The following is a 22824-nucleotide window of genomic DNA, read 5'->3' as shown; positions in this document are numbered from 1 at the left end:
AGACTAAATGATATCATGAGATTTATTGTATCCACATCAACTTTATTAAAACACCTACAAACTGTAAATGGTGCATCTAGCAGCAGTACAGTTTTGCCTATACTTGAGAATTTTTTATTCGAGATTAAAGACGGTAACTTAACCATTTCTGCTACAGATTTACAAACCAGTATGACAACTGCTTTGGCTGTGGAATCAAAAGAAGAAGGCAAAGTAGCTGTACCTTCTAAAATTTTATTAGATACATTAAAAACTTTACCAGACCAGCCGATTGCATTTAATATTGATGATACTACTTTTGCCATTGAAATTAGTGCAGGAGACGGTAAGTATAAGTTAAGTGGCGAAAATGGAGACGATTTTCCAAAAATTCCTGTAGTTGAAAATGCTTCATCTGTAAACTTACCGGCTTCAGTTTTAACAGAGGCCATAACAAAAACCATATTTGCAGTAAGTAACGATGAGTTGCGCCCTGCAATGACAGGTGTTTACTGCCAATTATCTCCTCAGCACATAACATTCGTAGCAACCGATGCACATAAATTGGTTCGTTACCGCCGTATGGATAGCAAGGCTGATAAAGCAACTTCATTTATCTTACCAAAAAAAGCATTAACACTTTTAAAAGCAGCCCTGCCATCAACAGATATTAATGTATCGGTTGATTATAATGCAACCAGTGCTTTCTTTAAATTCGAAAACATCAATTTGGTGTGTCGTTTAATAGACGAACGCTATCCAGATTATGAGGCAGTAATTCCTACAAATAACCCAAATAAACTGGTTATCGATAGAGGATTGTTTTTAAATACGCTGCGTCGTGTTGTTATTTTTGCAAACAAAACTACCCACCAGGTAAGACTGAAAATAAACGGTAGCGAACTTAATATTTCGTCAGAGGATTTAGATTTTGCAAATGAGGCTCATGAGCGTTTAAGCTGCCAATATGACGGAGAAGATTTGGAAATAGGCTTTAATGCACGTTTTTTAATTGAAATGCTTAGCAATTTAACTGGCGATGAAGTTACCCTAGAACTTTCAACTCCAAATAGAGCAGGTCTTTTAATTCCTCAAACAAATGATGAAAACGAAGATGTATTGATGTTGGTAATGCCTGTTATGTTAAATAATAGTTATTAATCCATTATCTTTTCATTAAAAATATAGGAAATGGCTTGGTTTTTGACCAAGCCTTTTTTGTAAACTGCCAAATACAAACTTCCTATGAAAATCTATACTAACATCTCTTGCTCTCTTAATAAATTGTTTTTATTTCTTATGCTTTCAAGCGTATTGGTTTCTTGCAAAAAGCACGATCCGGATATAATTGTAAAAGGAGAAGCAAAGGTTAAAATGATTAATGCGGTACAAACAGAATCCAATCAAGATGTTTACTTTGATAATGAAAAATTAACCGCAACGGCACTTGCATTTGGAGAAAGCAGCGATTATTTAAAGATTAGTTCTGGAAGCAGAAATGTTTCTTTCATGGGAACCAATAATATTTCTACCCAGGCACTGATCAATTTTACACCATCGATTACGTACACAACTTTTTTGATAAGTGATAGAACCGGGAGCCGTGAAGTGGTAAGTTATGAGGATAACTTGAGCAATACTGAAACGGGAAAAGCGAAAATTAAGCTGATCAATTTAACACCGTATTTTGCAACTGGTATTAATGTAACCGTGCAAGCTGGGACACAATTTGTTAATGGTTTGTTGTATAAGGAAGCCTCGAATTATTTTAATGTTGATGCCGGAATGAATTTACGCTTTAATGTTGTAGGCTCTGGAAGTATTAAAACAATTGATGGTGCTACACTTGAAGCAGGTAAAATTTATACCATTTGGTTTAGTGGCATTACAGCCGCTGCTCTGGAAGCGCATTTGGTTGCTGATAATTAAATCTAATAAACTAAAATCCTTCTGCTATCTTTACGTTATAATTGTATAGCAATTTCTGTATGAAGCAATCAAAATTTGTAATCTCCAAAATCTTATTTTTTTTAGTTGGGACTTTCTTATTAAGTTCGTGCATTAAGAATGATAGCACAATCGCCGGAGATGCGAAAGTTATATTTTCCAATTATGTTAGTACAGGTCTATCCAAAGATTTCTATTTAGATAGCGTAAAGTATGGCAGTGCAGTAAGTTATGGCTCGAGCACAGCATACGTAGTTGTTCCAGTTAATACTTATTTACCAGATGGACAAACTTATAAGTTCACCGCAAAAAACTATAATACCACATCAGGCCTGAAAGGATCATTAAGCCACTTAATTAAAATTGGCAAAAACTATTCAGTGTTTTATACCAAAACAAAAGGTACTACGCCCGATTCTTTATTGCTTATTCATGAAGATGATTTAAGACCAGATGTAAACAATACCCGGCTTTTTTTCATCAATCTTGGCTATACCCTAGGTTCAAAAGTTGTTATAAGAGATAGTTTAAACACATTTACCAAAACTTTGGATTACGGAGACATGACGGATTATATATCAGTTAGGTTTGCCGGAAAGAATAAAATTTATGTTAATCTTGTAGATTCAGCAAATGTTGTTGATACCTTAAAAGCCAACAGATTTTCTACAGGAAAAATTGTTACCATTGTACTCGATGGTAATAAGGGAGGCAAATTGCTCGAACGCCTCATTGCTAATAATTAATTGTAACATTAATATCTTCGATTAGTCTATTAATCATTTTGATATACCTATTTTTGCCCAAAATCATACACATTGGAATTACTACAGCAGCTTTTAGATTTTATTCTTCATATAGACGTTCATTTAGCAGAGATTGTTAATCAATATCAAACCTGGACCTACCTAATCTTATTTCTCATTATTTTCGCCGAAACTGGTTTTGTAGTTACTCCTTTTCTACCTGGCGATTCTTTATTATTTGCAATGGGTGCATTAATTGCGGGTGAGCATGAAACCGGTTTAAATATTTGGCTGATGCTAATTATTTTAATTGTTGCAGCAATTTTAGGAAATACCGTTAATTATAAGCTGGGAAGTGTTTTAGGAGCAGGTGTTTTTAAAGAAAATAATAAAATTTTAAAACTAAAATATTATCACCAATCGCACGAATTTTTTGAAAAACACGGTGGCAAGGCGATTATGCTGAGCCGTTTTCTACCAATCTTTAGAACTATAGCACCATTTGTAGCAGGTATTGCCAAAATGCCATTCGGACGTTTCACCTACTACAACATTATCGGAGGTGTAACATGGATTTTTGCTTTGTTAATGGGAGGTTATTTACTGGGACAAATTCCGGTAATTAAAAACAATTTCGAGCTTGTAATCATATTTATAGCGGTTGTTACCTTTGTGCCAGCAGTTTGGGCAGCCATAAAAAGTAAAATGAAACCAAAGAAGATTGAAGAAATTATTGAAGGTGAGGATTCAAAATAAGCCTAAATTTCCCTTCCAATAAGCACTCCCTTTTCGAATTTTTTATCTACATCACTTTCTTCTTTCCTTTCATCAGGAATGGGATCTATTTTGATTAAGTTTTTAAGTTCGGGCTGGCCGGCATCTACCCAAGCTGAATACCAAAACGAACCTATTTCTAAAATAGCCGATCGCATTTGCTTTTCAACCATATTATTCATCGCATCGTGGTAAGTTTTGGAATAGGCTAAAGAGTATTGCTTAAGCACAGTGTTATTTCTTTCCGAAAAACTATACTTCTTATCTGATGGAAATGAAGCGTTTAACTTTGCTTCAAAAGTTAAAACAGTATCTACTAGGCTGTGCGTATGTTTAAGTATTTTCCAAGCTTCCTTTAAGGGATTTTCTATATAGTTCGCCTTCCCTACAACAAAACTATAATTTGTAGAAAATAATTCGGGCAAACGGCTCTCCCAAAAAGCATGAATCCCGACTTGGTTTGTTAACTGCCCATTATGGTTAGAAGTGGTATGGAGCGGTACATGTGCATCACCAATATAATGACCTAAATCTGCAGAGTATTTTAAAATTTTGATAGAATCCCTTGTCTTAAAGGCTTTAACCAAACTGAAATAAGTTCTTTGGATTTGCCAGGGAACTATACCGTTTTCGTTCAATTTTTTCAGTGAGTATTTGGCTACGGCATCATTCCATTTTTGTGGAATGCTATCAATTTCTTTTTCATAATTTTCTACATCCAGGTAATGCCGTGGTGCCTCCAAAGTATCTGCATATCTACGTTTATCAGGATCTACAGCATGTTCGGTAATGTATTTGATGTTCTTTTTATAGAAACCAATCATGCCGGTTGGCAAAGTGAAAATTGCCAAATTGTTGATTCTCTGGTGTGCAAAGAATCCCCATGAGGTACAAAGAAAGAGCGGGATGATTAACGCAATTAAAATCGTTAATCTTTTCATAATGGAAGATAGGAATCTTTTATTTATTATTATAATTTATGCTTTTGCCAAATATTCCTCCTATTATAGAAATCGGTGCAAAAAAAGCTATTGCTAAAATTTGTGTCCAATGATTTCCATCAGATTTAAAAAGAGAGTAGCCTGCAAAACCTGCTATAATTATGGCGAGAATGTAATTAACATTTAACTTTCTAGCTCTAGAAATTGCCTGAGTGATATAACCTGCAAAAATTGAAAATAATGCACCGTAAATTGCAGTAAAAAAAATGAAAAGATTTGTTGCATCAGCATGAGGTTTTTGTCCTGAAATTTTGAAAAGCAGGAGCGATGATACTACAAAAATGGCATATCCGATTATTACACCTAATATTTTTCTAATCATTATGCTAAAGTTATTTTTTTATTACATATTCAAATGCAGAATGCGCAAATTCAAGCCACCTATCTTTATTGTTAAAACTTACTTGCACCCATTCTTTCATTGCTCTCTTCTTTCCAGATGGGTCGAATAATTGTGAACCATCTAAACTCAGTGCCTCTTTATGAGTTTCTCCGGTAAGCTTAAATACCATTTCATTCTTAAAAAAACAGACAAAAGCTTTACCATTTATTTTGAAACAGGGTTTGCCAAACATCTGACTTTGAATTGCACCATCAATATTTGCACCAATGGACAGGTATAAATTTTCTTCCTCTAACATATAGCTATGCTCCAAATTGATTTAAATGATGGTCTAAATGTTTATAAAACATATTGTTCCATTCTGTTTTAGTCAGTTTTCCAAAAGAATGAGATTCTTTGCCATCGAAATAACTTTCTCCCAATTCCTGTGTTTTATTGATGTATTCTATCAATCGTATTTTTTCTTTCTCGAATTCTTTTTCATCCGTAATTACAAATGATGGCGCAGTTTGGCTATTTCTCTTGTAAGGTTTTTCACTTACAACGATGTTCTTCACAAATGCTTTCATTATTAGTTTCATAAAAGCATTGGGCTTTGGATGATTGTTGTCATAAACCAATTCATAGCTTACGTTGCAATGTGCCAACATTTGTGATGCGTTCATTTTACCCCAAAGCTGAGGAGAAGCAGGTGTTAATTTATTAATTCTAGCGATTACTTCGCTGGTTGTTTCGGGTTGGAAAATATTTTTCATGTTTTGTCTTTTTAAAATCCACGAGTATCTACCCAAATGAAGTACCTACAGTTTTTTGAGACCAAGGAATCTTTCATTAATGAGTTATTGTCAAAATGTTCTATGCTTTTTTTATTCCATATTAATCTTTCTCTAATATCAGAATGCGTTTTTTTATTGTATGTGTTTCTTATTATTATTTCAAATCTTCCATTTCTACTAACATTAAATCCCAATAAATTTTTCTTTGCTATGCTGGCTACGGTTTTTTCTATTGATGCTAAAAGGAATTTGGGTAAATTTTTACCATCAATTGATTCATGAATATTTTCATCATGATTGAAAATAAAAGTATAAGAATCTTCATCTGATTGTTGCCATGATTCTTTCCCGTTTTCGCTTGCAATATATCTTTTGTGATACCTAAACTTGAATATTGTGTCAATATTTTTAATAACTATGTCATTCAATAACTTGTATTTATCTAAGTCTTTGATAACGCTTTTGTCGTATTTTACTTTCTGAAATAATGAATCTAAATCTTTTTGCCTGCTACAAGAAATTACACAACATGAAAGTAAAATGAATAGAATTTTTTGTTTCATTTCTAATTCCTCAACATTTTAAATGAAAACCAACCCAACAGTGCTATGATAACTGCCATTTGCGTTATTCTGTAGTGCCGAACTCGGCGGTGTGTTTCTCGGCGGTGAAACTAAAATAGGTTGTTGAGCTTTTATTGGAGGAATGGGGGCAACTCCAGGCGATTGCAGCACTTTCACTTCTTGCTTTAAAGCCTCAATTTCGGCTTCGAAACCCTGATGCCTAAGCAATAAGTTTTCCAGCTTAATTAAAAGCAGGTTGAGTTGTTCGGAATTATCCATTCTATATTTTGATGCGTAATTAGTACTTAATAAATATAGGAATGTATTACAAGGTTAAGTAAAATATTTTATGGAGTAAAATGTAACAGGGAATTTCTTTTAAAAGAAGAGGGTATATTATGGGTTTCCGCGTTTTACTACATGAAGAATATATCTACAGTCATTACCCAAAAGCGTGTCCTTTGCCGTCGCTGAAATCGGTAAATCTTTTGGCATATGCCACACTAGGCTTCCATAAGTGTCGCAATTCGTTTTCTCATCGTATGTATGCTCAACCGACATGTCAATCATTCCTTGTGGAGTGATGCTAAAACCGCTTATTTTTCCTTTTTTGATTGCATAAAATGCACTGTCAAGTTTTGGAAGTATAAATTCTGGCATATTGCTGAAGTTAATGTCTTTTTGAATAAAATGATTTTCTTTTTCATCGTCGTGTAAGAAATCAAACGATTCAATGTCTTCAGGATGATCGAGTTGAGCGCTTCTAAAATTTATGATCGTATCCATATGTTTAATGATTAGATCGTTTAAGTTTTTATAAGCAGGTAGATCAGCAATAATGTCTTGATCGAAATTTGCCTGCTGAACCAGATCGATTTGCTGACGTCTATTTTTGCATGAAAGCGTTGCTGAAATAAGGATGATAAGCGTAATAACTAAGGCGTTTCTAGTTCGCATTACTATGGAAATTTGAGTTCGTTAAATATTTAAATTACTTTATGGATGTAAAATTATCAAAATGTTGGTTAAAAAAAATTCGAGTTCTCTAAATTTGCTGTAAATAAATTTTTATGGATTTATCCTGTCCAGTTTCAGCAGAAAGAGGTAATGAAAGCGTAATTAGAATCGTCGCTTTTTTAGTAGCCTTAATTACAATAGTTTGCATATTATTTTCCAATTATTGGACGATGCTTTTTTTGGTATTTGACTTTGGAATCAGAGCATTTTTTTCAGGAAAATTGAGCGTTTTAAAATTAATATCGATACAATTGGCTAAGGCATTTTCGATTACTCCAAAAATGACCGACTTGGCTCCGAAAAAATTTGCCGCAACATTGGGGTGCATTTTTAGTTTGTTTATTGCTGTTTTTTATCTGCTTAACTTTCAAACTATTGCCGATATTTTAGCCGTTGTTATGTTATGCTTTGCTGTGCTAGAAAGTTTGTTTGCCATTTGTGTAGGCTGTTATGTATATTCTTTCTGGCAGTTTTTTGTAAAAAACAATCCAAAATAAATCCGCTATTTTTTCAAGGCCTCTCTAACCTTAGGCGCAATTTGTGTTCCGAATATTTCGATTGATTTCATCATCGCAGCATGCGAAGGCCCGCCGACATCCATGTGTGCCGAAAAACGGGTTAAGCCAAAAGTTTCTTCCATGGCTAAAATTTTGTCGATTGATTCACTTGCATCGCCAATAATCAAAGCACCACTTTTGCTTCTTCCTGCATCAAATTGATTTGGTTGATATGGTGGCCAACCACGAGAACGACCAACTCTATTCATTTGAGCTGAATATAATGGATAATAATAATCTGCAGTTTCTTTGCTGTTATCTCCAAACAAGGAATGCATATGAACGCCGACTTCAAATTTATTCATATCGTGCCCATAAGCTTCATAAACCTTTTTATAATAATCGAAAAGCGGTTTAAACTGAATCGGCTGACCGCCAATAATGGCAAACATTACAGGCAAACCCAATCTTCCAGCCCTTTCTACCGATTCTGGTGTTCCGCCAACGGCTACCCAGATTTTTAAATGATCGTTTACGGCACGGGGCAAAACTTCTTGATTGGCTAACTCTGGTCTAAATTTGCCTTTCCAGCTTATTTTAGCATTTTCATTTATTTTTAAAAGTAATTCTAACTTTTCTTCGTAAAGCTCATCGTAATCTTGCAGATTGAAGCCGAATAAAGGAAAAGACTCAATAAAACTTCCTCGGCCGGCCATTAATTCTGCCCTGCCGTTAGAAATCAGATCGATGGTAGCAAAGCTTTGGTATAATTTTACGGGATCTGAAGAACTTAAGACTGAAACAGCGCTGCTTAATTTAATATTTTTGGTAACTGTTGAGGCAGCTGCTAAAATAATTTCGGGACTAGAAACGGCATAATCTGGTCTATGATGTTCTCCAATTCCATAGAAATCCAAGCCAACATCATCCATTAGCTTAATTTCTTCTATAATTTCCTGAAGTCTTTGTTGAGCAGGTTGAACTTCACCGTTTGCACTGATTTGCAAATCGCCGAACATGCCGATACCTAATTCCATAATTGCTAAATATTTTTAACAAATTTAATGGTTAAGGGTTTGCAAAGCTTTGATGTATGGTAAGAAATGGAAGGTTTTACCACAGAGAACACAAAGTTCTCACAGAGATTTATAAACGAACTCTATTTATAGTTGCAATTTTACACTGTCGTCATTGCGAGGTACGAAGCAATCCTAATGCTTTGGATTTTCATTCCCTACTATACTAAAAAGATTGCTTCGTGCCTCGCAATGACGAAAAACTTGTTTAAACAGGATCAGGTTACTCTATTTTTTTACCCTTCATTGCGGTAGATATTGCTGCATCCATTACACGCTCTGCAAAAGGACGTGTAAATTCATTTAGTTCATCTGCCTTTTTCAAAATGGTGTCTTTTTCTTGCGAAGCCAGGGCCGTTTTAAGTGCGTCAATATAAATTTTAGTTTCCGAAATTTCTGCTTCTGTTAAATGTTCTGCATGTTTTTCGATAAAACGCTCGGCAGTATAAAGCAACTGTTCGCCCTCACTTCTGGCTTCAATCAGCATACGTTGTTCCACATCACTTTTAGCATTTGTAATGCTGTCGATCAACATTTTCTCAACCGTATCATCGCTTAAACCATAGCTTGGCGTAATCTCGATTTCCTGTTTTACGCCAGAACGTAATTCGATAGCCTGAACCGTTAAAATTCCATCGGCATTAAGCAAAAAATTAATATCAACTTTAGGCAAACCTGCAGGCATCGCCGGAATTCCTTTTAAATCAAATTCGGCGAGTTTACGGTTCTCTTTTACCAAATCGCGTTCGCCCTGATAAACGGAGATTTTCATATTGACCTGTCCATCAAGAGAGGTGGTGTATTGTCGGCCAGCCTTAGTTGGAACTTTGCTGTTGCGGGCAATAATTACATCCATCAATCCGCCCATGGTTTCAATACCAAGCGAAAGCGGGGTAACATCGAGCAATAAAATATCCGATCTGTTCCCGGCTAAAACATCAGCCTGAATGGCTGCGCCAAGTGCAACAACTTCATCCGGATTGATATTATCCTGGGGTTTTTTGCCAAAAAATTGCTCAACAGCCTGTTTAACAAAAGGTGTACGTGTAGAACCACCTACTAAAATTACTTCATCAATTTGTCCAACAGTTAAATCTGCATCCTTCAATGCATTTTTACAGGCCATAATGGTTTCATCAACCTTAGTTGCAATCAGTTGTTCAAAAGTCTGTTTATCTAAAGTGCACCAAATTTCGCCGACTTGTTCATTATATAAATTTTGAGTTGACAATGCTTTTTTAGCGCTCTCGGCTTGTAAACGTAAGGTTTGCATCAAAATGTTATCTTGTGCCACAACCTCAAAATCTAAATTGTTCTTTTCAATCCAGTAGTTCAAAATCGCACGGTCGAAATCATCACCACCCAAATAGGTATTTCCATTGGTTGCCAAAACTTCGAAAATACCATTTTGTATTTGTAGGATGGAAACATCAAAAGTTCCACCGCCCAAATCGTAAACGGCTATGGTTTTTTGTTGCGATGGATCTAAACCAATTCCATAAGCTAAACTTGCTGCGGTTGGCTCATTTACAATGCGCATTACATCCAAACCAGCCAATTTTCCGGCATCTCTGGTTGCTTGTCGCTGACTATCGTTAAAATATGCAGGAACGGTAATTACAGCACGATTTACAGGTGTTTTTAAGGCATGTTCTGCTCTTGCCTTGAGCTCTTTTAATATCTCTGCAGATAATTCGATTGGAGTATAAAAACGATTTCCAGCTTGGACTTTAACCAAGGAATCGGTATCATCATCAATTATTTTGTAAGAAAAAATGGCTTTGTGTTCGGCAACATCTTTATAAGAACGGCCCAATAAACGTTTAACAGAAAAAATGGTGTTAGCAGGATCCGTAGTTAAAAATTCTTTAGCATCGTTACCCACTACAGTCTCATTTTGGCTATTAAAATATACTACTGAAGGTACTAAAATCCCTTTTCCGGCATCGTTAATCACCTGTGGGTTTTTATCTGCGTTGATAAAAGCCACCAAACTATTGGTTGTGCCTAAATCTATTCCAACTATAATTTCTTCTTTTTGTAACGAACCCGTGGCCAGGTTAATCGATATTTTTGCCATGGGGCGAATTTACGGAGATTGTTGCAATGTTTTAAGGTTGAAATGTTTTAATGTTGTAAAGAAAGTCGGGAAGATTAAAAGTGTTTAGTCCGAAAGTCCGAGGTCGGATGTCAGAAGTCTGAAGTTGGGCTTCAGGATTCGGGCATTTTGTTTATAAGCTGGAATTATAATAGGAAATGAACGGTTCGGTAATTCTTAGCGGACTGTAGTCCTGCTTTTTACTACAATCTTTTTTTAACCTCTGTCATGCTGAGGCACGAAGAATCTTTTTCATAGGTTAGCAAGACAACGATATTTAAGGGGACAGCACAAAAAAGTATTTTCGCGGCAATCAGGTTTAAAGAACAAAGAAGCGGTGCTTTGAAAGAAACCAACCTTAACCCTTCATTTTTACAGGGAGGGTAGCTGTACCGTTTAATAAAATGAGGATAATATTTGCGTTAATTTTCAGAAGTACAAAAAGATAAATTTTGGCGTCAGTTCTTTCTTTTGTGATTTCAATCTATGTCTTTTACCTCGGACCTCCGTCTTCGGACTATTCTGAATTCCAACTATTTCCTATTCTTCTCCTCAATCCACAATGACATGTACTTAGTGCTCTGCATTGTATGATGATTCAAAATCTGACCAACAAAATTGTGCTGGCGGTGTGCTTTTAAATCTAATTTTTCTATGGTGGCAATAAGCTCATCAGCAAAATACGAAGATGAATATCGCTCATTAATAATTTGAACACCATTTTTTTGAGCGTTTAGCCAAGCAGACTGGTCTTGATACAATTCAATAGCCTTATCTATGAACGTGTCTAAATCATCTTCAATAAATCCATTCCAATCTAAATTACCCTTCATCGCTTCAGCGCCAATTGAAGTTGTAACAGTTGGCGTGCCAACATGCATGGCATCAATAAACTTTCCTTTTACGCCGGCACCGAACTGTATTGGTGCAAGTAAAATACGGTGTTTTGCAATGGTTTCTTGCGCATCAGAAGCTCTTCCTCTGATAAAAAATCTTTCATTTTTATTATTTAGCTGTAAAGCCTTTTGCGAGGTGTAAGAACCAAAAATATTTAAATTTACACCCGGAAGTTTCTTTCTTAGCGCTGGCCAAATTTTAGTTTTCAAAACCTGAACGGTATTCCAGTTTGGCTCATGGAGAAAGTTGCCGATGAAAATAAAATCTGCTCGTTCTTCAAAAGGAATCCAGTTTTTAATATTTTCTTTAGTGATTTCCTTCTCTAAAAAGGGCAAGTAATAAATTAATGAGGCATCAACCTTAAATTGATCTTGCAGTATTTTCATTTCCAGTTCGGAGATGATTAAAGATAAATCGCAACGGAGAATGGAAGCAATTTCACGCTTGGCGCTATCCGAAAATAAATCAGTATCTTCTTTCTTTTTATCGCTTTGTTGTCTAGCAATACGCAAAAAATGCAAATCTTCTGTGTCTAAAATCCTGATCGCGTTTGGACATTCTTGCAGAACTCGCCAACCATATTGTTCTTCAATCATAAAACGATCGAATAGCACAATAGCTGGATTCAGGCTTTTTAGAAATGCGTTAAAACTTTCATCATTTAATTTTATCTGCTTTTCACTTACGGTCGTTTGAGAGAAATCGTAACTGAATTCACTTTTCGAGGCTGCGGAGGCAAAAGTAATCTCATAGCCTTTGCGGAGAAACAAATCGACCAATTGGATCATCCGTGTTCCTGCTGCCGATGAAGTTGGTTCAGGCCAAACGAATCCGATGATCAATAATTTCTTTGCAATCATTCTTTAAAATTTCTGCAAAATAAAGGTTTTTTAGTTGAATTGAATTATTTCACGCAGATTTAGATTTTACAAGGTTTGCAGATTTGAAAATGAATTATTAACCCAATTCAGTCTGCGGTTGTAAAATCTGAGGCTATCTGCTGGAAATTCTTAATTTTGCATTTCAATTACACCATCACATGTTAGGACTAAAATTGTTGACAGACCCGCGTTGGGCGAATATTGCAGAATCGAATTTGGAGGAAATTTTATCAGACCATGCATGGTGCGAACAAAAAGCGGCAACAAATGCCATAACTTTAATCACCCAAAATTCAGAACATCAAGATTTAGTTGATGAATTAACTGCAATAGCTATTGAAGAAATGCAACATTTTCAAATGGTAATCAATATTATCAAAGAACGCGGCTATACTTTAAGTCGCGAAAGAAAAGATGATTATGTTGGCCGTTTGGTAAAGTTTAGTAAAAAAGACGGTAGTAGAAACCAGGCTTTTATTGATCGGTTATTGTTTGCCGCTATGATTGAAGCCAGAAGCTGTGAACGTTTTAGAGTATTATCATTAAACATTAAAGATCAAGAGCTCGCCAAATTTTATCACGAATTAATGGTTTCCGAAGCGGGGCATTATACTACTTTTTTAAACTTTGCACGTAAATACAGCACTGATGTTGATGTAGATAAACGCTGGAAAGAATGGTTAGATTTTGAAGGGGAACTGATTCAAGGTTTTGGAACTAAAGAGGCGATTCACGGTTAGTCCGTAGTCGGATGTCTGAAAGTCGGAAGTTTTTACACCTATAAATACTACTCTTTTACTTCGGACTTCTGTCTTCCGACCTCCGACTTATGTATATTCCACAACCAAATTACAATATCCTGATAGCTGTCTATTCCTTTTTTCTGATTATTAAGTTTTAAGAAACGATCAAAAGCAGCGTCCATATAGCCGAACATATCACCATTATATTTGCGCCAGAATTCTTTTTCGATTTTAAAATCTGTTAAAACCCCAGCAGATAATTTATCATGAAGTATTTTATAATCATCAGGAGATTTCATTCTAATTTCAAATAAAATATACCTCAACATTTCATAGTTCGCAGAATACCTGTAGTAAACGTTGTTACTGTTACTTGCGGTTAAGTACCCTAAAAGATTTGCCTCATCTTCATAAGCAATCCCCAGTTGATGCGCAATTTCATGGCAGGCAACATATGGTTTAACAAAACCAGGTAAATTCATATTGATATTAGCTTCGCCGCTTAAAGGCGCATAATAACCCTCAATACCAACTTTGCTAATTATCCAACTGTTTAGTACAGATTTAACACAGGGATTGGAATATTTAAATACCGTATTCTGCTTTTCTTTTAACTGGTAAGCCGATGCAGACAAAGATTCTAGTTCTTGAATGGTGTATGTGGGAATTTTACCTTGTTTTATGGTTTGGATTTTTAGATCATTCGTTTTTTGCACAAAGTAGTTGCCCAGTAAAACGAGTTCTTTAACATTGTATCTTTTATTTCCAATTCCAAGTTCTTCACTAACACTTGGTCGACTGTAATTTAAGCCCCAAGCGATTTTAAAAACAATATTTAGAATTAAAAAGAAGTTTAAAACTTGAAGAGGAACAGTAATTCTATGTGTTTTATGAAGCTCTTTCTTTCGAATCTTTTGATAGAGTTTAATGATTTTATAGAATACAAATATTATGAGTAGAGCATAAATGATATCGCCGATGGCAAAAGGAAATATTGATGAAATGAATCTTAAGGTCGATGAAATATATAAATATAAACCCGTTGAGTAATATTTTTGAACAAGGGTTGGGAATAAGCCGAAAAGGAAAATTAGCAAAGAAAGACTAACTATTATTGACGTCTTAACGATTAATCTTCTTGAAATCATTTATTATAATGGCCTTTTAAAGACTGAATTTCTAAGATAATAATCAATCCATCATCATGAATTTCGTAGATGATTCTAAGTTCTTCATTTATTCTGCGAGACCAAGAGCCTGATAATTCATATTTTAGTGGCTCAGGCTTTCCAATTCCTTCAAAAGGATTTTCCTGAATCGCCAAAATTAATTGTTTAATTTTTTTCTGGATTGCTTTGTTTCCAGATTTTTTCCAATAATTTAAATGCTCAATAGCTTTGGGAGCATATATTACTTCCATAAATCTTCGACCGCGATTTTTACACCCTTGCTATTTTTGATGTCTTTACGTGCTTGCAATATTTCTTTTACAAACTCTGGATTATATGGACTTTCTTCCGTTTCAAACTCAATCTTTAAAACTTTCATAACAGCTTTTAAGGCTGTAGCCTGTTCTTCATTTTTTGGATGTGCAATTAAAGTTTCCATTTCTTTTTCCTATTAAACAAATATAACAAATCTATCTTGCAAAAGTTAAGCGTTTGCCAATCTGATCCGTTGTGAATTTCCCATTTTTATAGGCTAGATTTCCTGAAACAAATGTGTGTGTAATACTTGCCTGGAAAGTATCTCCTTCAAATGGCGACCAACCACATTTATAAAATACGTTGAGCTTAGTAACTTTGAATGGATCATTTAAATTTACCAAAACCAAATCTGCCCAATAACCCTCACGGATAAAACCGCGTTTTTCTATATCGAAACAAATTGCCAAATTATGAGCCGTTTTTTCAACGATCTTTTCTAAAGAAATTTTGCCTTGTAAATGCATTTCTAATAAAGCTGGTAAAGCGTGTTGAACTAATGGACCACCAGATGGTGCTTGAGCATATGGCTGCTGCTTTTCTGCTAAAGTATGCGGCGCATGATCGGTTGCAATTACATCAATATTATCTTCTAAAACACCTTTTAATATGCCATTTTGATCGTTTTCTGTTTTGACCGCTGGATTCCATTTAATGAAATTCCCTTTTGTTGCATAATCTTTATCGTTAAACCAAAGGTGATGTACACAGGCTTCAGCGGTTATTTTTTTATCTTTTAGTGGAATTGTATTATCAAACAAAGCAATTTCTTTTGCCGTTGAAATGTGCAAGATGTGTAAGCGGGTTTGATATTGCTTAGCCAGTTCTACTGCCATCGAAGATGATTTATAGCAGGCTTCTGCGCTCCGAATAAGTGGATGCATATCTATAGTTAAATTATCATCGTACTCGGCCTTAAATTTAGCCAGGTTTTCACGGATGGTTTGCTCATCCTCGCAATGCGTTGCCACTAAAATTGGGGCTTTACTAAAAATGTTCTCTAAAGTTTTTTCATTATCAACCAGCATATTTCCGGTTGATGAACCCATAAAAACCTTAATGCCACAAACATTTTTAGGATCGGTCTTTAAAACTTCTTCCAAATTGTCGTTGCTGGCACCCATGTAAAACGAGTAATTGGCTAATGATGTTTCTGAAGCAATTGCATATTTATCGGCAAGCAATTTTTGAGTTAAGGTATTCGGAACGGTATTGGGCATTTCCATAAAAGAAGTAATTCCACCAACTACCGCCGCCATGCTCTCGGTAAAAATGTCTCCTTTTTCTGTTAATCCCGGTTCGCGAAAATGAACTTGATCATCAATCATTCCAGGTAAAAGATATTGTCCTTCGGCATTAATTTCCTGAGCTTCTGGTGCAGATAAATTCTGACCAATTTTAGCAATCAATCCATCTTTAATTAAAACATCAGCAGCAATTTTTTGGCCTTCGTTTACAATTGTAGCGCCTTTTATCAGATAAGTGTTCATGGTTTCAAAGGTAGTGTTTTAGTAGAAAGTGGAAAGTAAAAAGTTTAAAGTGAAAGTATAAAGTATGGGCATATGAAGGGTGGTAATTAAGTTTAATGTTGCTGTATTGAGTTAATTAAACCTGATTGTAGCGAACACGAAGTGTAACGTAGTAAAGCGAAAAGCAGGACGATTATAACCGAAGCATTACAGGATTTGCTTTTCTGAAAACTTTGAACCTTTGGATATTAAGAACTTTTAAGTTAAAAGCTTTAGGCTTTGGTTTTTAAGCTTTCAGCTTAAAAAGCCTATCTTTGTGCGCTATGGCAAAATCGTTTGAAGAATTTAAGTTAAACAGGCAAATATTAAATGCAGTTGCCGATGCAGGTTACACTGTAGCGACACCCATTCAGGAAAAGGCAATTGCTCCTGTGCTTTCTGGGCAGGATATTTTTGGTATTGCGGAAACCGGAACTGGTAAAACCGCGGCCTTTGTATTGCCAATTTTAATGCAGTTAAAGTATGCTCAGGGCGATAATCCAAGAGCTTTGATTTTGTCGCCTACAAGAGAATTAGCCATGCAAATTGCAGAACAGGTTAAGCTTTTTTCTACTTATACCGATTTACGTTCGTTAGTAATTTTTGGTGGGATTGGTCCGAAAACGCAAAAGGAGCAGATTGCTAAAGGAATAGATATTCTGATTGCAACACCTGGAAGATTCTTGGATTTGTATTTAGCAGGTGATATCAACACACAAAGCCTTAAGTTTTTGGTTTTAGATGAGGCCGATAAAATGATGGATATGGGCTTTATTGGCTCTATTCATAGAATTTTAGAGATTGTACCTCGTAAACGCCAAAACTTACTCTTCTCTGCTACAATGAGCGATTTGGTGCAGAAGATTGCTGGCGATTTTCTGAATAACCCGCTTGTAATTGAAGCATCGGCACAGGCAACACCGGCGGCCAATGTTACTCAGGCGCTGTACTTTGTGCCCAATTTTAAAACGAAGATCAATCTGCTACAACATTTGTTAAAGAATGATGAAACTTTTAATCGCCTAATTATTTTTTGTAAAACAAAAACCGTTGCCGATAATATTTACAGTTTTATAGAACGCAGATATGGTGCCGAAAACGTTCGTGTAATTCATGCAAACAAAGGGCAGAATACAAGAATTAACTCTATTAATAGTTTTAAGGAAGGTAATATTCGCGTTTTAGTTGCAACCGATGTAGCCAGTAGAGGTATAGATGTGAGTGATGTAAGCCATGTTATTAATTTCGACGTGCCGATAATTATTGAAGATTATGTGCACAGAATCGGTCGTACAGGAAGAGCTTTCTCAAAAGGCGATGCGATTACTTTCGCTACCGATGCGGAAAAATATTACATCCGTAAAATTGAAAAGTTAATTCGCCAGTATATTCCTGTTGTCGAAATTCCGGAGGGTGTTTTTATAGATGAAACACCTTACGAAGAACGCCAATATATTGCCAAGGAGATTGATTTGCAAAAACGTAAGGAAGATCCTGATTTTAAAGGTGCTTTCCATGAAAAGAAACATGCTGCAGCTATAGACAAAAAAGCTAGGGAAAAAGCAAAGGCTAAAGCAGGTAAAGTTGTAAAGAGTTTTAAGAAGGGTAAAAAATTCGATAAGAAAAAGTAACGTAATGAATTTAAGGATTACGCCTTTAAATATTATTACCGCAATTGCTTTTGCATTTTTAGTGGTTAGTATTTTTCAGACAAAAACTGCAGGGCAACACTTTGATATGGGTGCATTTTATAAACTCATATTAGGTTGCTTGATTGTTGTAACATTTATTACCGATTTGATTTTTCGTTCCAGCTTTAAAGATTTGAAGCGAATTTGGATTGTTGAGTTCGTCTTTATTGTTATTGCAGCAATCTTAATGTTGATATTGCAAAAGGTAGCGTAATTAAATCGTAAAAATATCTGAGTAATTCTTTCATCTATTTAATCAAACTAAAAATTAAGCATCTTTGCAACCGTAAAAAAAATCGATAATATGTGTAATCATTTTAGCGGTGAAACCAATTTCAAAAATGAGAAAAGAAAAAATTACAATAACCGTTGAGTTAGATGATCAAAATAACCCCGAAAACTTGCTTTGGGAAAGTACAGATGCTGGCAATACAGATAAAGTACCTGTTAAAGCAATGATTTTGGCATTGTGGGATCATAATTATAAAAATTCTATGCGCTTAGATCTTTGGACAAAAGATATGCCTGTTGATGAAATGAAACGTTTCTTTTATGAAACTTTACAAACCATGGGCGATACTTTTTTAAAAGCCACCAACGAAACTTTAATTGTAGAAGATCTTCGAGATTATTGTGCTCATTTTGCCGATAAAATGGGGATTATTGAGGGACAATAGGTTGGTTCATTGGTCATTGGTTCATTGATCATTTGTCATTGGAAAATGCCAAACAAATTGATTATTAAGCTATGGTCCGTTCGCAATTAACCAATTAAACCAATTAAACAGTTAAACAAAAATAGGTTAGTTCATTGGTCATTTGTTCATTGGTCATTGGAAAATGTCAAACAAATCGATTATTAAACAATGGTCCGTTCGCAATTAACCAATTCAAACAAATAAACAGTTAAACAAAAATATGTTAGTTCTAAATAAATTTTATGCTTGGTTAGGCGTTTTGCTATGCGTAATTGCTGGTTTTTGTCCAATGTTAAAAGTGCCGATTAAAGGTAATTGGAACTTGTATCAATCTGATGCTCGTTTATTCCTGATTACCTATGCTATTATTGCCATTTCGGTTTTGTTTCTTTTTATAAGAAAAGTTGGGGCATTTAAATTTATGAGTTTTGTAATGGCCATTTGGTACGTTTTAGCTGTAGTTGCTGTTTACTTTACCGCAAATAATTATACAAAATATGGCTTCGCCAATAAATTAATTGGTAAGGTTGTTCATTTCCAATGGGGATGGATTGTGCTTTTGGTCGGGGTGTTATTCATGCTTTTTAGTGTTAAAAAAGGGGAAAAAATTACCGCTTAATTTAACCTTTAAATTGTGAAGTAAGCTTGCTTACCTCGTAACCTTTTGCTTTGCACCTTGCAACAATTTCATCATGAGTTTTCTTCGGCATAGTTTGATTACGGCTCATGATGAATAGAAATTTATGGTCTGGATGACCAACAACTACATAAGAATAATCGTCTGCTAGTTCAATAATCCAATAATCTACCTTTATGGGCCAGATAAACTGTGCTTGTAATTCACCATTATTTCCTTCTTCGGATGGAAACATTTTTGAATTTCTAGAATAAACTTTTTCATCGTTTGGTTTTTTATAAGTGGTTACAACATTATAAAAACCATCTTTATTCAAGGTATATTTTGTAGTGGTTTCTCTGCTGCCCTTATCAAAAATTGTAGGAATGGAATACAATGAATACCAAGTGCCTGCATATTTTTTCAAATCTAATTTAGCCACAGGAGCATTTTTATCCATGGGCAAATAACTTAATAGCATCAATAGGATGGAACAGATCGTTTTCATAACATCAATAGGTTTTAATGTTATTTACGATTTCTGAATAAATACGGATTTGTTAAGATCAGTCTAAGATAAAATAATCATCTGCCTCCGCTTCAAGAGGAATATAAAGTCTTTCCCACTCTTCTCCATCTAAAATCTCCCAAGTATGGCCAGAACCTAAGGTATCATTAGCAATTAATATTGTTCCGGGTTCTATAATAAAAGTGTTGCCATTGCTTACCTTAAATCTCAGTTTACCTTTTAATGTAATTACATATTGTCTGCGGGGAGCAGGGTGCGCAACTTTTTCATAAGCATCAACTTCTGTTTGCGCAAAGAAATAATTAACGTTTATATGCTGTCTGACAGGAATTTTACCCATTTCGAAATCACATTTTCCATCAGCAATATTTATCAAACGGATTGCTTTTAAATGGTTTTTGTGTTGTGGCTCGGCTTGATCGTTGTTCATCTATTCTGAAAACTGTTAGTAGGGGATATTAAAATTTTAATTCTGTTTGCCCTTTTTGAGCAACTTCTCGTTCATGCTGTAACAGCCATTGTTTACGCCATAAACCACCAGCATAACCGACCAATTTCCCATCGCTCCCAATAACACGATGGCAAGGGATAACGATAGCAATATTGTTTTTGCCGTTTGCAGAGGCAATTGCCCTAATGGCTAAAGGTTTATGTTCTGAAAATTTTGCATAAGAAATGGTTTCAGCATATGGAATGGTGGTTAAATTCTGCCAAACTTCTTGCTGAAAATCAGTACCTTTTTGTTTTATTGGGAAATCGAAAATCTGTAGGCTTCCATCAAAATATCCCTTCAGTTGATCTGCAACTTTCTGGGTAAGTTCATTTTCAGCCAAACCATTGATATCCTTTTCTGTAAATGCAACTTCACTAACAAAATCATCATCAGCAATAATGGTTAATTTGCCAACTGGCGATTCTATAACTGATGCGTATTTCATATTTTTTTTGACGCGGAAGGAGGAAATCAGAGGCTAAAAAAATTAATTCTTCAGTATATTCTGTGTTCCAGTGGCTTAATCTTATATTTCAATAATTTAATATTGGTTTCTGTGTTAAATATTCAGAGGTTAAAAATCTAAACAAAATTACAACAATCCAACAAATTAGTCTCTCATTATTTATCAATAAAAGTATCTTTGCGGTTATGCAACTGGCCAAAGAGGTTAAATATTTAATCCACAAGGAAGTACTTTTAGAGTGGCGTTCAAAATACACGATTAACGGTGTTTTGCTGTATGTTGTATCTACAATTTTTACCTGTTATCTTTCATTTATTAGCTTAGGTACAGAAAAGCTGATCTGGAATGCCTTATTTTGGATCATCATCTTGTTTGCATCCATCAATGGCGTATCAAAAAGCTTCTTACAAGAAACCAAGGGACAGCAATTATATAGTTATATTTTAGCTAGCCCCGCTGCAATTCTCATATCAAAAACAATTTACAATACTTTATTAATGTTGTTTCTAACAACAATTGCTTTGATTCTATACGCTATAGTTTTCGATACTTTTACACCTCCCGATTTGATTTTATATTATGTTGCAGTTATTTTGGGCGGAATTAGTTTCTCTACCGTTTTTACCATGGTATCTGCAATTGCCAGTAAGGCAGGAAATGGAGGGATGTTGATGGCAATTTTGAGCTTTCCCATAATAATTCCTGTATTAATACTATTAATCAAACTGGCGAAAAATGCTGTAGATGGTTTGCCCTGGGAGAATAGTTATGATGAAATTGGAATGTTATTGGTGGTTAATGTAGTTGTTGTATCCGTATCTCTACTGCTATTTCCTTACCTTTGGCGGGATTAAAAAAAGATTGAATTATCGAATTAGTGATGGATTGAATGGGCAATATGTGAACATTCACTCGTTCAAAACTCATTCAAAATTATATACATATGAAGAAAACTTGGTGGAAAATTTTAGGTTCTTTAATCGTCATTTATACAACAATAGCTGGCTTGCTACTTGGTGTGCCACGTTTGGCAATACTTAATGAGACAATCAGAAATTTGTATTTCCACGTACCAATGTGGTTTGCTATGTTAACCTTATTTTCGATCTCCGTGTTTTATAGCATAAAATTCTTGTTGCAAGGTAAGGAAGAAGATGACTTGAGAGCGGTTGAAAGTGTTAATGTAGGAATAGTTTTTAGCTTATTGGGCTTAGTTACAGGTTCGTTTTGGGCTAAATTTACCTGGGGGCAGTTTTGGAGTTTTGATGTAAAACAAAATTTTACAGCGGTATCAATCCTATTATATTTTGCATATTTAATTTTAAGAAATGCTATAGATGAGGAGCAAAAACGTGCGAAAATTGCCGCAATCTATAATATTTTTGCCTTTCCAATGATGGTTGTTCTGATCATGGTTCTACCTAGATTATCAGATTCTTTACACCCAGGGAATGGAGGTAATCCAGGTTTTAACAGTTATGATTTAGATTCTCGAATGAGGGTTGTACTTTATCCTGCTTTTATTGGATGGTCTATTATTGGCTATTGGATCTATACCATACGTTTCAGAATACGCTCAATCGAAAACAAACAACAACACAACTAAATTGAAATTATTTCGATTTTCAAATCACACAGAGATGAATAAACCGAAGTTATTTCACCCGTTTTAAATAATTATAAAGATGAAAAAAATCCTTTTCTCCCTAATATTAATGATAACTACACTGCAATTGTTTGCGCAAAACAATGATGTAGAAATGGCCGATGCATTGCGCAGCAATGGTAAAATTTACGTTGTTGTGATTTGTATCGTGGTAATTCTTCTCGGTTTATTGGTTTATCTGTTCGCATTAGATAAAAGATTAAAAAAAATCGAAAAAGAAAACTTACCTAAAAACTAAGTTTAAACGGTTTAAAGCTATTTAAATCGCTAAAATCTATTGGTGTTGGCTTTACACTAAGTGTTTTTTCATTTGGATATATGCTGTTTTTTTAGGC

General features: G+C 34.9%; 30 protein-coding genes. 13 read left to right on the top strand and 17 right to left on the bottom strand.

Annotated features, from left to right (window positions below):
- Window positions 1-15: 15 nt before the first annotated feature.
- From dnaN to DF947_RS11985, 4 genes are all read left to right on the top strand, one after another.
- Entirely contained in the window at window positions 16-1140 is a 1125-nt protein-coding gene (dnaN, locus tag DF947_RS12000; protein WP_109930093.1) for a DNA polymerase III subunit beta, read from the top strand.
- Window positions 1141-1278: 138 nt separating this feature from the next.
- On the top strand, window positions 1279-1908 hold the full coding sequence (locus DF947_RS11995; RefSeq protein ID WP_158526269.1) for a DUF4397 domain-containing protein: 630 nt from the start codon (window positions 1279-1281) through the stop codon (window positions 1906-1908).
- A gap of 59 nt (window positions 1909-1967) precedes the next feature.
- Window positions 1968-2672, top strand: a complete 705-nt coding sequence (locus tag DF947_RS11990) for a DUF4397 domain-containing protein (protein ID WP_109930089.1) — start codon at window positions 1968-1970, stop codon at window positions 2670-2672.
- Window positions 2673-2744: 72 nt separating this feature from the next.
- Complete coding sequence (locus DF947_RS11985) at window positions 2745-3428, top strand: DedA family protein (protein WP_109930087.1); 684 nt, start codon at window positions 2745-2747, stop codon at window positions 3426-3428.
- Between the two features lie 2 nt (window positions 3429-3430).
- Here DF947_RS11985 and DF947_RS11980 read toward each other — a convergent pair whose 3' ends face one another.
- From DF947_RS11980 to DF947_RS11950, 7 genes are all read right to left on the bottom strand, one after another.
- On the bottom strand, window positions 3431-4387 hold the full coding sequence (locus DF947_RS11980) for a zinc dependent phospholipase C family protein (RefSeq protein ID WP_109930086.1): 957 nt from the start codon (window positions 4385-4387) through the stop codon (window positions 3431-3433).
- Window positions 4388-4406: 19 nt separating this feature from the next.
- Entirely contained in the window at window positions 4407-4769 is a 363-nt protein-coding gene (locus DF947_RS11975; RefSeq protein WP_109930084.1) for a hypothetical protein, read from the bottom strand.
- A gap of 10 nt (window positions 4770-4779) precedes the next feature.
- Complete coding sequence (locus tag DF947_RS11970) at window positions 4780-5088, bottom strand: hypothetical protein (RefSeq protein ID WP_109930082.1); 309 nt, start codon at window positions 5086-5088, stop codon at window positions 4780-4782.
- Window positions 5089-5092: 4 nt separating this feature from the next.
- Window positions 5093-5545 (bottom strand): DUF1569 domain-containing protein, encoded by a 453-nt coding sequence (locus DF947_RS11965; protein WP_109930080.1) that lies wholly within the window; start codon window positions 5543-5545, stop codon window positions 5093-5095.
- Window positions 5546-5556: 11 nt separating this feature from the next.
- Entirely contained in the window at window positions 5557-6129 is a 573-nt protein-coding gene (locus tag DF947_RS11960; protein WP_109930078.1) for a hypothetical protein, read from the bottom strand.
- A gap of 18 nt (window positions 6130-6147) precedes the next feature.
- Window positions 6148-6408, bottom strand: a complete 261-nt coding sequence (locus DF947_RS11955) for a hypothetical protein (protein WP_205940787.1) — start codon at window positions 6406-6408, stop codon at window positions 6148-6150.
- A 117-nt stretch (window positions 6409-6525) separates the two neighbouring features.
- The gene (locus DF947_RS11950; protein ID WP_109930077.1) at window positions 6526-7086 is read right to left on the bottom strand and encodes a hypothetical protein; all 561 of its coding nucleotides are present in this window, start codon (window positions 7084-7086) and stop codon (window positions 6526-6528) included.
- A 113-nt stretch (window positions 7087-7199) separates the two neighbouring features.
- On the opposite strand from DF947_RS11950, the gene DF947_RS11945 reads away from it, so the two are divergent.
- Window positions 7200-7643 carry a DUF4395 domain-containing protein gene (locus DF947_RS11945; RefSeq protein ID WP_109930075.1) on the top strand — a complete coding sequence of 148 codons (444 nt, stop codon included), beginning with the start codon at window positions 7200-7202 and terminating at the stop codon, window positions 7641-7643.
- Between the two features lie 5 nt (window positions 7644-7648).
- Here DF947_RS11945 and DF947_RS11940 read toward each other — a convergent pair whose 3' ends face one another.
- From DF947_RS11940 to DF947_RS11930, 3 genes are all read right to left on the bottom strand, one after another.
- Window positions 7649-8680 carry an Atu2307/SP_0267 family LLM class monooxygenase gene (locus DF947_RS11940; protein ID WP_109930073.1) on the bottom strand — a complete coding sequence of 344 codons (1032 nt, stop codon included), beginning with the start codon at window positions 8678-8680 and terminating at the stop codon, window positions 7649-7651.
- 262 nt (window positions 8681-8942) lie between these two features.
- Complete coding sequence (gene dnaK / locus DF947_RS11935; protein WP_109930072.1) at window positions 8943-10799, bottom strand: molecular chaperone DnaK; 1857 nt, start codon at window positions 10797-10799, stop codon at window positions 8943-8945.
- A gap of 551 nt (window positions 10800-11350) precedes the next feature.
- On the bottom strand, window positions 11351-12574 hold the full coding sequence (locus tag DF947_RS11930) for a glycosyltransferase family 4 protein (protein WP_109930070.1): 1224 nt from the start codon (window positions 12572-12574) through the stop codon (window positions 11351-11353).
- Window positions 12575-12753: 179 nt separating this feature from the next.
- Here DF947_RS11930 and miaE point away from each other — a divergent pair, with 179 nt between their 5' ends.
- Window positions 12754-13335: a tRNA-(ms[2]io[6]A)-hydroxylase gene (gene miaE, locus DF947_RS11925; RefSeq protein WP_109930068.1), complete on the top strand. Its 582-nt coding sequence runs from the start codon at window positions 12754-12756 to the stop codon at window positions 13333-13335.
- A gap of 47 nt (window positions 13336-13382) precedes the next feature.
- On the opposite strand, the gene DF947_RS11920 is transcribed toward miaE, so the two are convergent.
- The 4 genes from DF947_RS11920 to DF947_RS11905 are packed head-to-tail and all read right to left on the bottom strand — an operon-like array spanning window position 13383 to window position 16312.
- Window positions 13383-14486, bottom strand: coding sequence for a DUF3810 domain-containing protein (locus tag DF947_RS11920; RefSeq protein WP_109930066.1), 1104 nt, complete (start codon window positions 14484-14486; stop codon window positions 13383-13385).
- Complete coding sequence (locus tag DF947_RS11915; protein ID WP_109930064.1) at window positions 14483-14758, bottom strand: Txe/YoeB family addiction module toxin; 276 nt, start codon at window positions 14756-14758, stop codon at window positions 14483-14485. The genes DF947_RS11920 and DF947_RS11915 overlap by 4 nt, the downstream gene beginning before the upstream one ends.
- Window positions 14749-14946: a DUF2683 family protein gene (locus tag DF947_RS11910; RefSeq protein ID WP_109930062.1), complete on the bottom strand. Its 198-nt coding sequence runs from the start codon at window positions 14944-14946 to the stop codon at window positions 14749-14751. The genes DF947_RS11915 and DF947_RS11910 overlap by 10 nt, the downstream gene beginning before the upstream one ends.
- A 31-nt stretch (window positions 14947-14977) precedes the next feature.
- Window positions 14978-16312, bottom strand: coding sequence for a dihydroorotase (locus tag DF947_RS11905; RefSeq protein ID WP_109930060.1), 1335 nt, complete (start codon window positions 16310-16312; stop codon window positions 14978-14980).
- Window positions 16313-16614: 302 nt separating this feature from the next.
- Between DF947_RS11905 and DF947_RS11900 the strand changes: the two genes are divergently transcribed.
- The 4 genes from DF947_RS11900 (at window position 16615) to DF947_RS11885 (ending at window position 19338) form a co-directional block, all read left to right on the top strand.
- Window positions 16615-17961 (top strand): DEAD/DEAH box helicase, encoded by a 1347-nt coding sequence (locus tag DF947_RS11900; RefSeq protein WP_109930058.1) that lies wholly within the window; start codon window positions 16615-16617, stop codon window positions 17959-17961.
- Window positions 17962-17965: 4 nt separating this feature from the next.
- Window positions 17966-18235, top strand: a complete 270-nt coding sequence (locus DF947_RS11895; protein ID WP_109930056.1) for a hypothetical protein — start codon at window positions 17966-17968, stop codon at window positions 18233-18235.
- 127 nt (window positions 18236-18362) lie between these two features.
- Window positions 18363-18698 (top strand): gliding motility protein GldC, encoded by a 336-nt coding sequence (gldC, locus tag DF947_RS11890; protein WP_109930054.1) that lies wholly within the window; start codon window positions 18363-18365, stop codon window positions 18696-18698.
- 241 nt (window positions 18699-18939) lie between these two features.
- Window positions 18940-19338 (top strand): hypothetical protein, encoded by a 399-nt coding sequence (locus DF947_RS11885; RefSeq protein WP_109930053.1) that lies wholly within the window; start codon window positions 18940-18942, stop codon window positions 19336-19338.
- A 1-nt stretch (window position 19339) separates the two neighbouring features.
- Here DF947_RS11885 and DF947_RS11880 read toward each other — a convergent pair whose 3' ends face one another.
- Genes DF947_RS11880 through DF947_RS11870 form a run of 3 tightly spaced genes read right to left on the bottom strand, consistent with a single transcriptional unit; the run spans window position 19340 to window position 20802 of the window.
- Window positions 19340-19843: a lipocalin family protein gene (locus tag DF947_RS11880; protein ID WP_109930051.1), complete on the bottom strand. Its 504-nt coding sequence runs from the start codon at window positions 19841-19843 to the stop codon at window positions 19340-19342.
- A gap of 58 nt (window positions 19844-19901) precedes the next feature.
- On the bottom strand, window positions 19902-20294 hold the full coding sequence (locus DF947_RS11875) for a cupin domain-containing protein (RefSeq protein ID WP_109930049.1): 393 nt from the start codon (window positions 20292-20294) through the stop codon (window positions 19902-19904).
- Window positions 20295-20322: 28 nt separating this feature from the next.
- Window positions 20323-20802 carry a methylated-DNA--[protein]-cysteine S-methyltransferase gene (locus tag DF947_RS11870; RefSeq protein WP_109930047.1) on the bottom strand — a complete coding sequence of 160 codons (480 nt, stop codon included), beginning with the start codon at window positions 20800-20802 and terminating at the stop codon, window positions 20323-20325.
- A gap of 206 nt (window positions 20803-21008) precedes the next feature.
- Between DF947_RS11870 and DF947_RS11865 the strand changes: the two genes are divergently transcribed.
- The 3 genes from DF947_RS11865 to DF947_RS11855 all read left to right on the top strand — a co-directional run bounded on the left by DF947_RS11865 (window position 21009) and on the right by DF947_RS11855 (window position 22727).
- Window positions 21009-21677, top strand: a complete 669-nt coding sequence (locus tag DF947_RS11865; RefSeq protein ID WP_109930045.1) for a heme exporter protein CcmB — start codon at window positions 21009-21011, stop codon at window positions 21675-21677.
- An 89-nt stretch (window positions 21678-21766) separates the two neighbouring features.
- A complete protein-coding gene (gene ccsA / locus DF947_RS11860) occupies window positions 21767-22429 on the top strand; it encodes a cytochrome c biogenesis protein CcsA (RefSeq protein ID WP_109930043.1) in 663 nt (220 codons plus the stop codon).
- A gap of 79 nt (window positions 22430-22508) precedes the next feature.
- Window positions 22509-22727, top strand: a complete 219-nt coding sequence (locus tag DF947_RS11855; protein WP_167398015.1) for a CcmD family protein — start codon at window positions 22509-22511, stop codon at window positions 22725-22727.
- Window positions 22728-22824: the final 97 nt, after the last annotated feature.

The organism is Pedobacter paludis (assembly GCF_003173575.1).
GTDB lineage: Bacteria > Bacteroidota > Bacteroidia > Sphingobacteriales > Sphingobacteriaceae > Pedobacter > Pedobacter paludis.
This window is presented reverse-complemented; position numbering and strand designations above follow the sequence as displayed.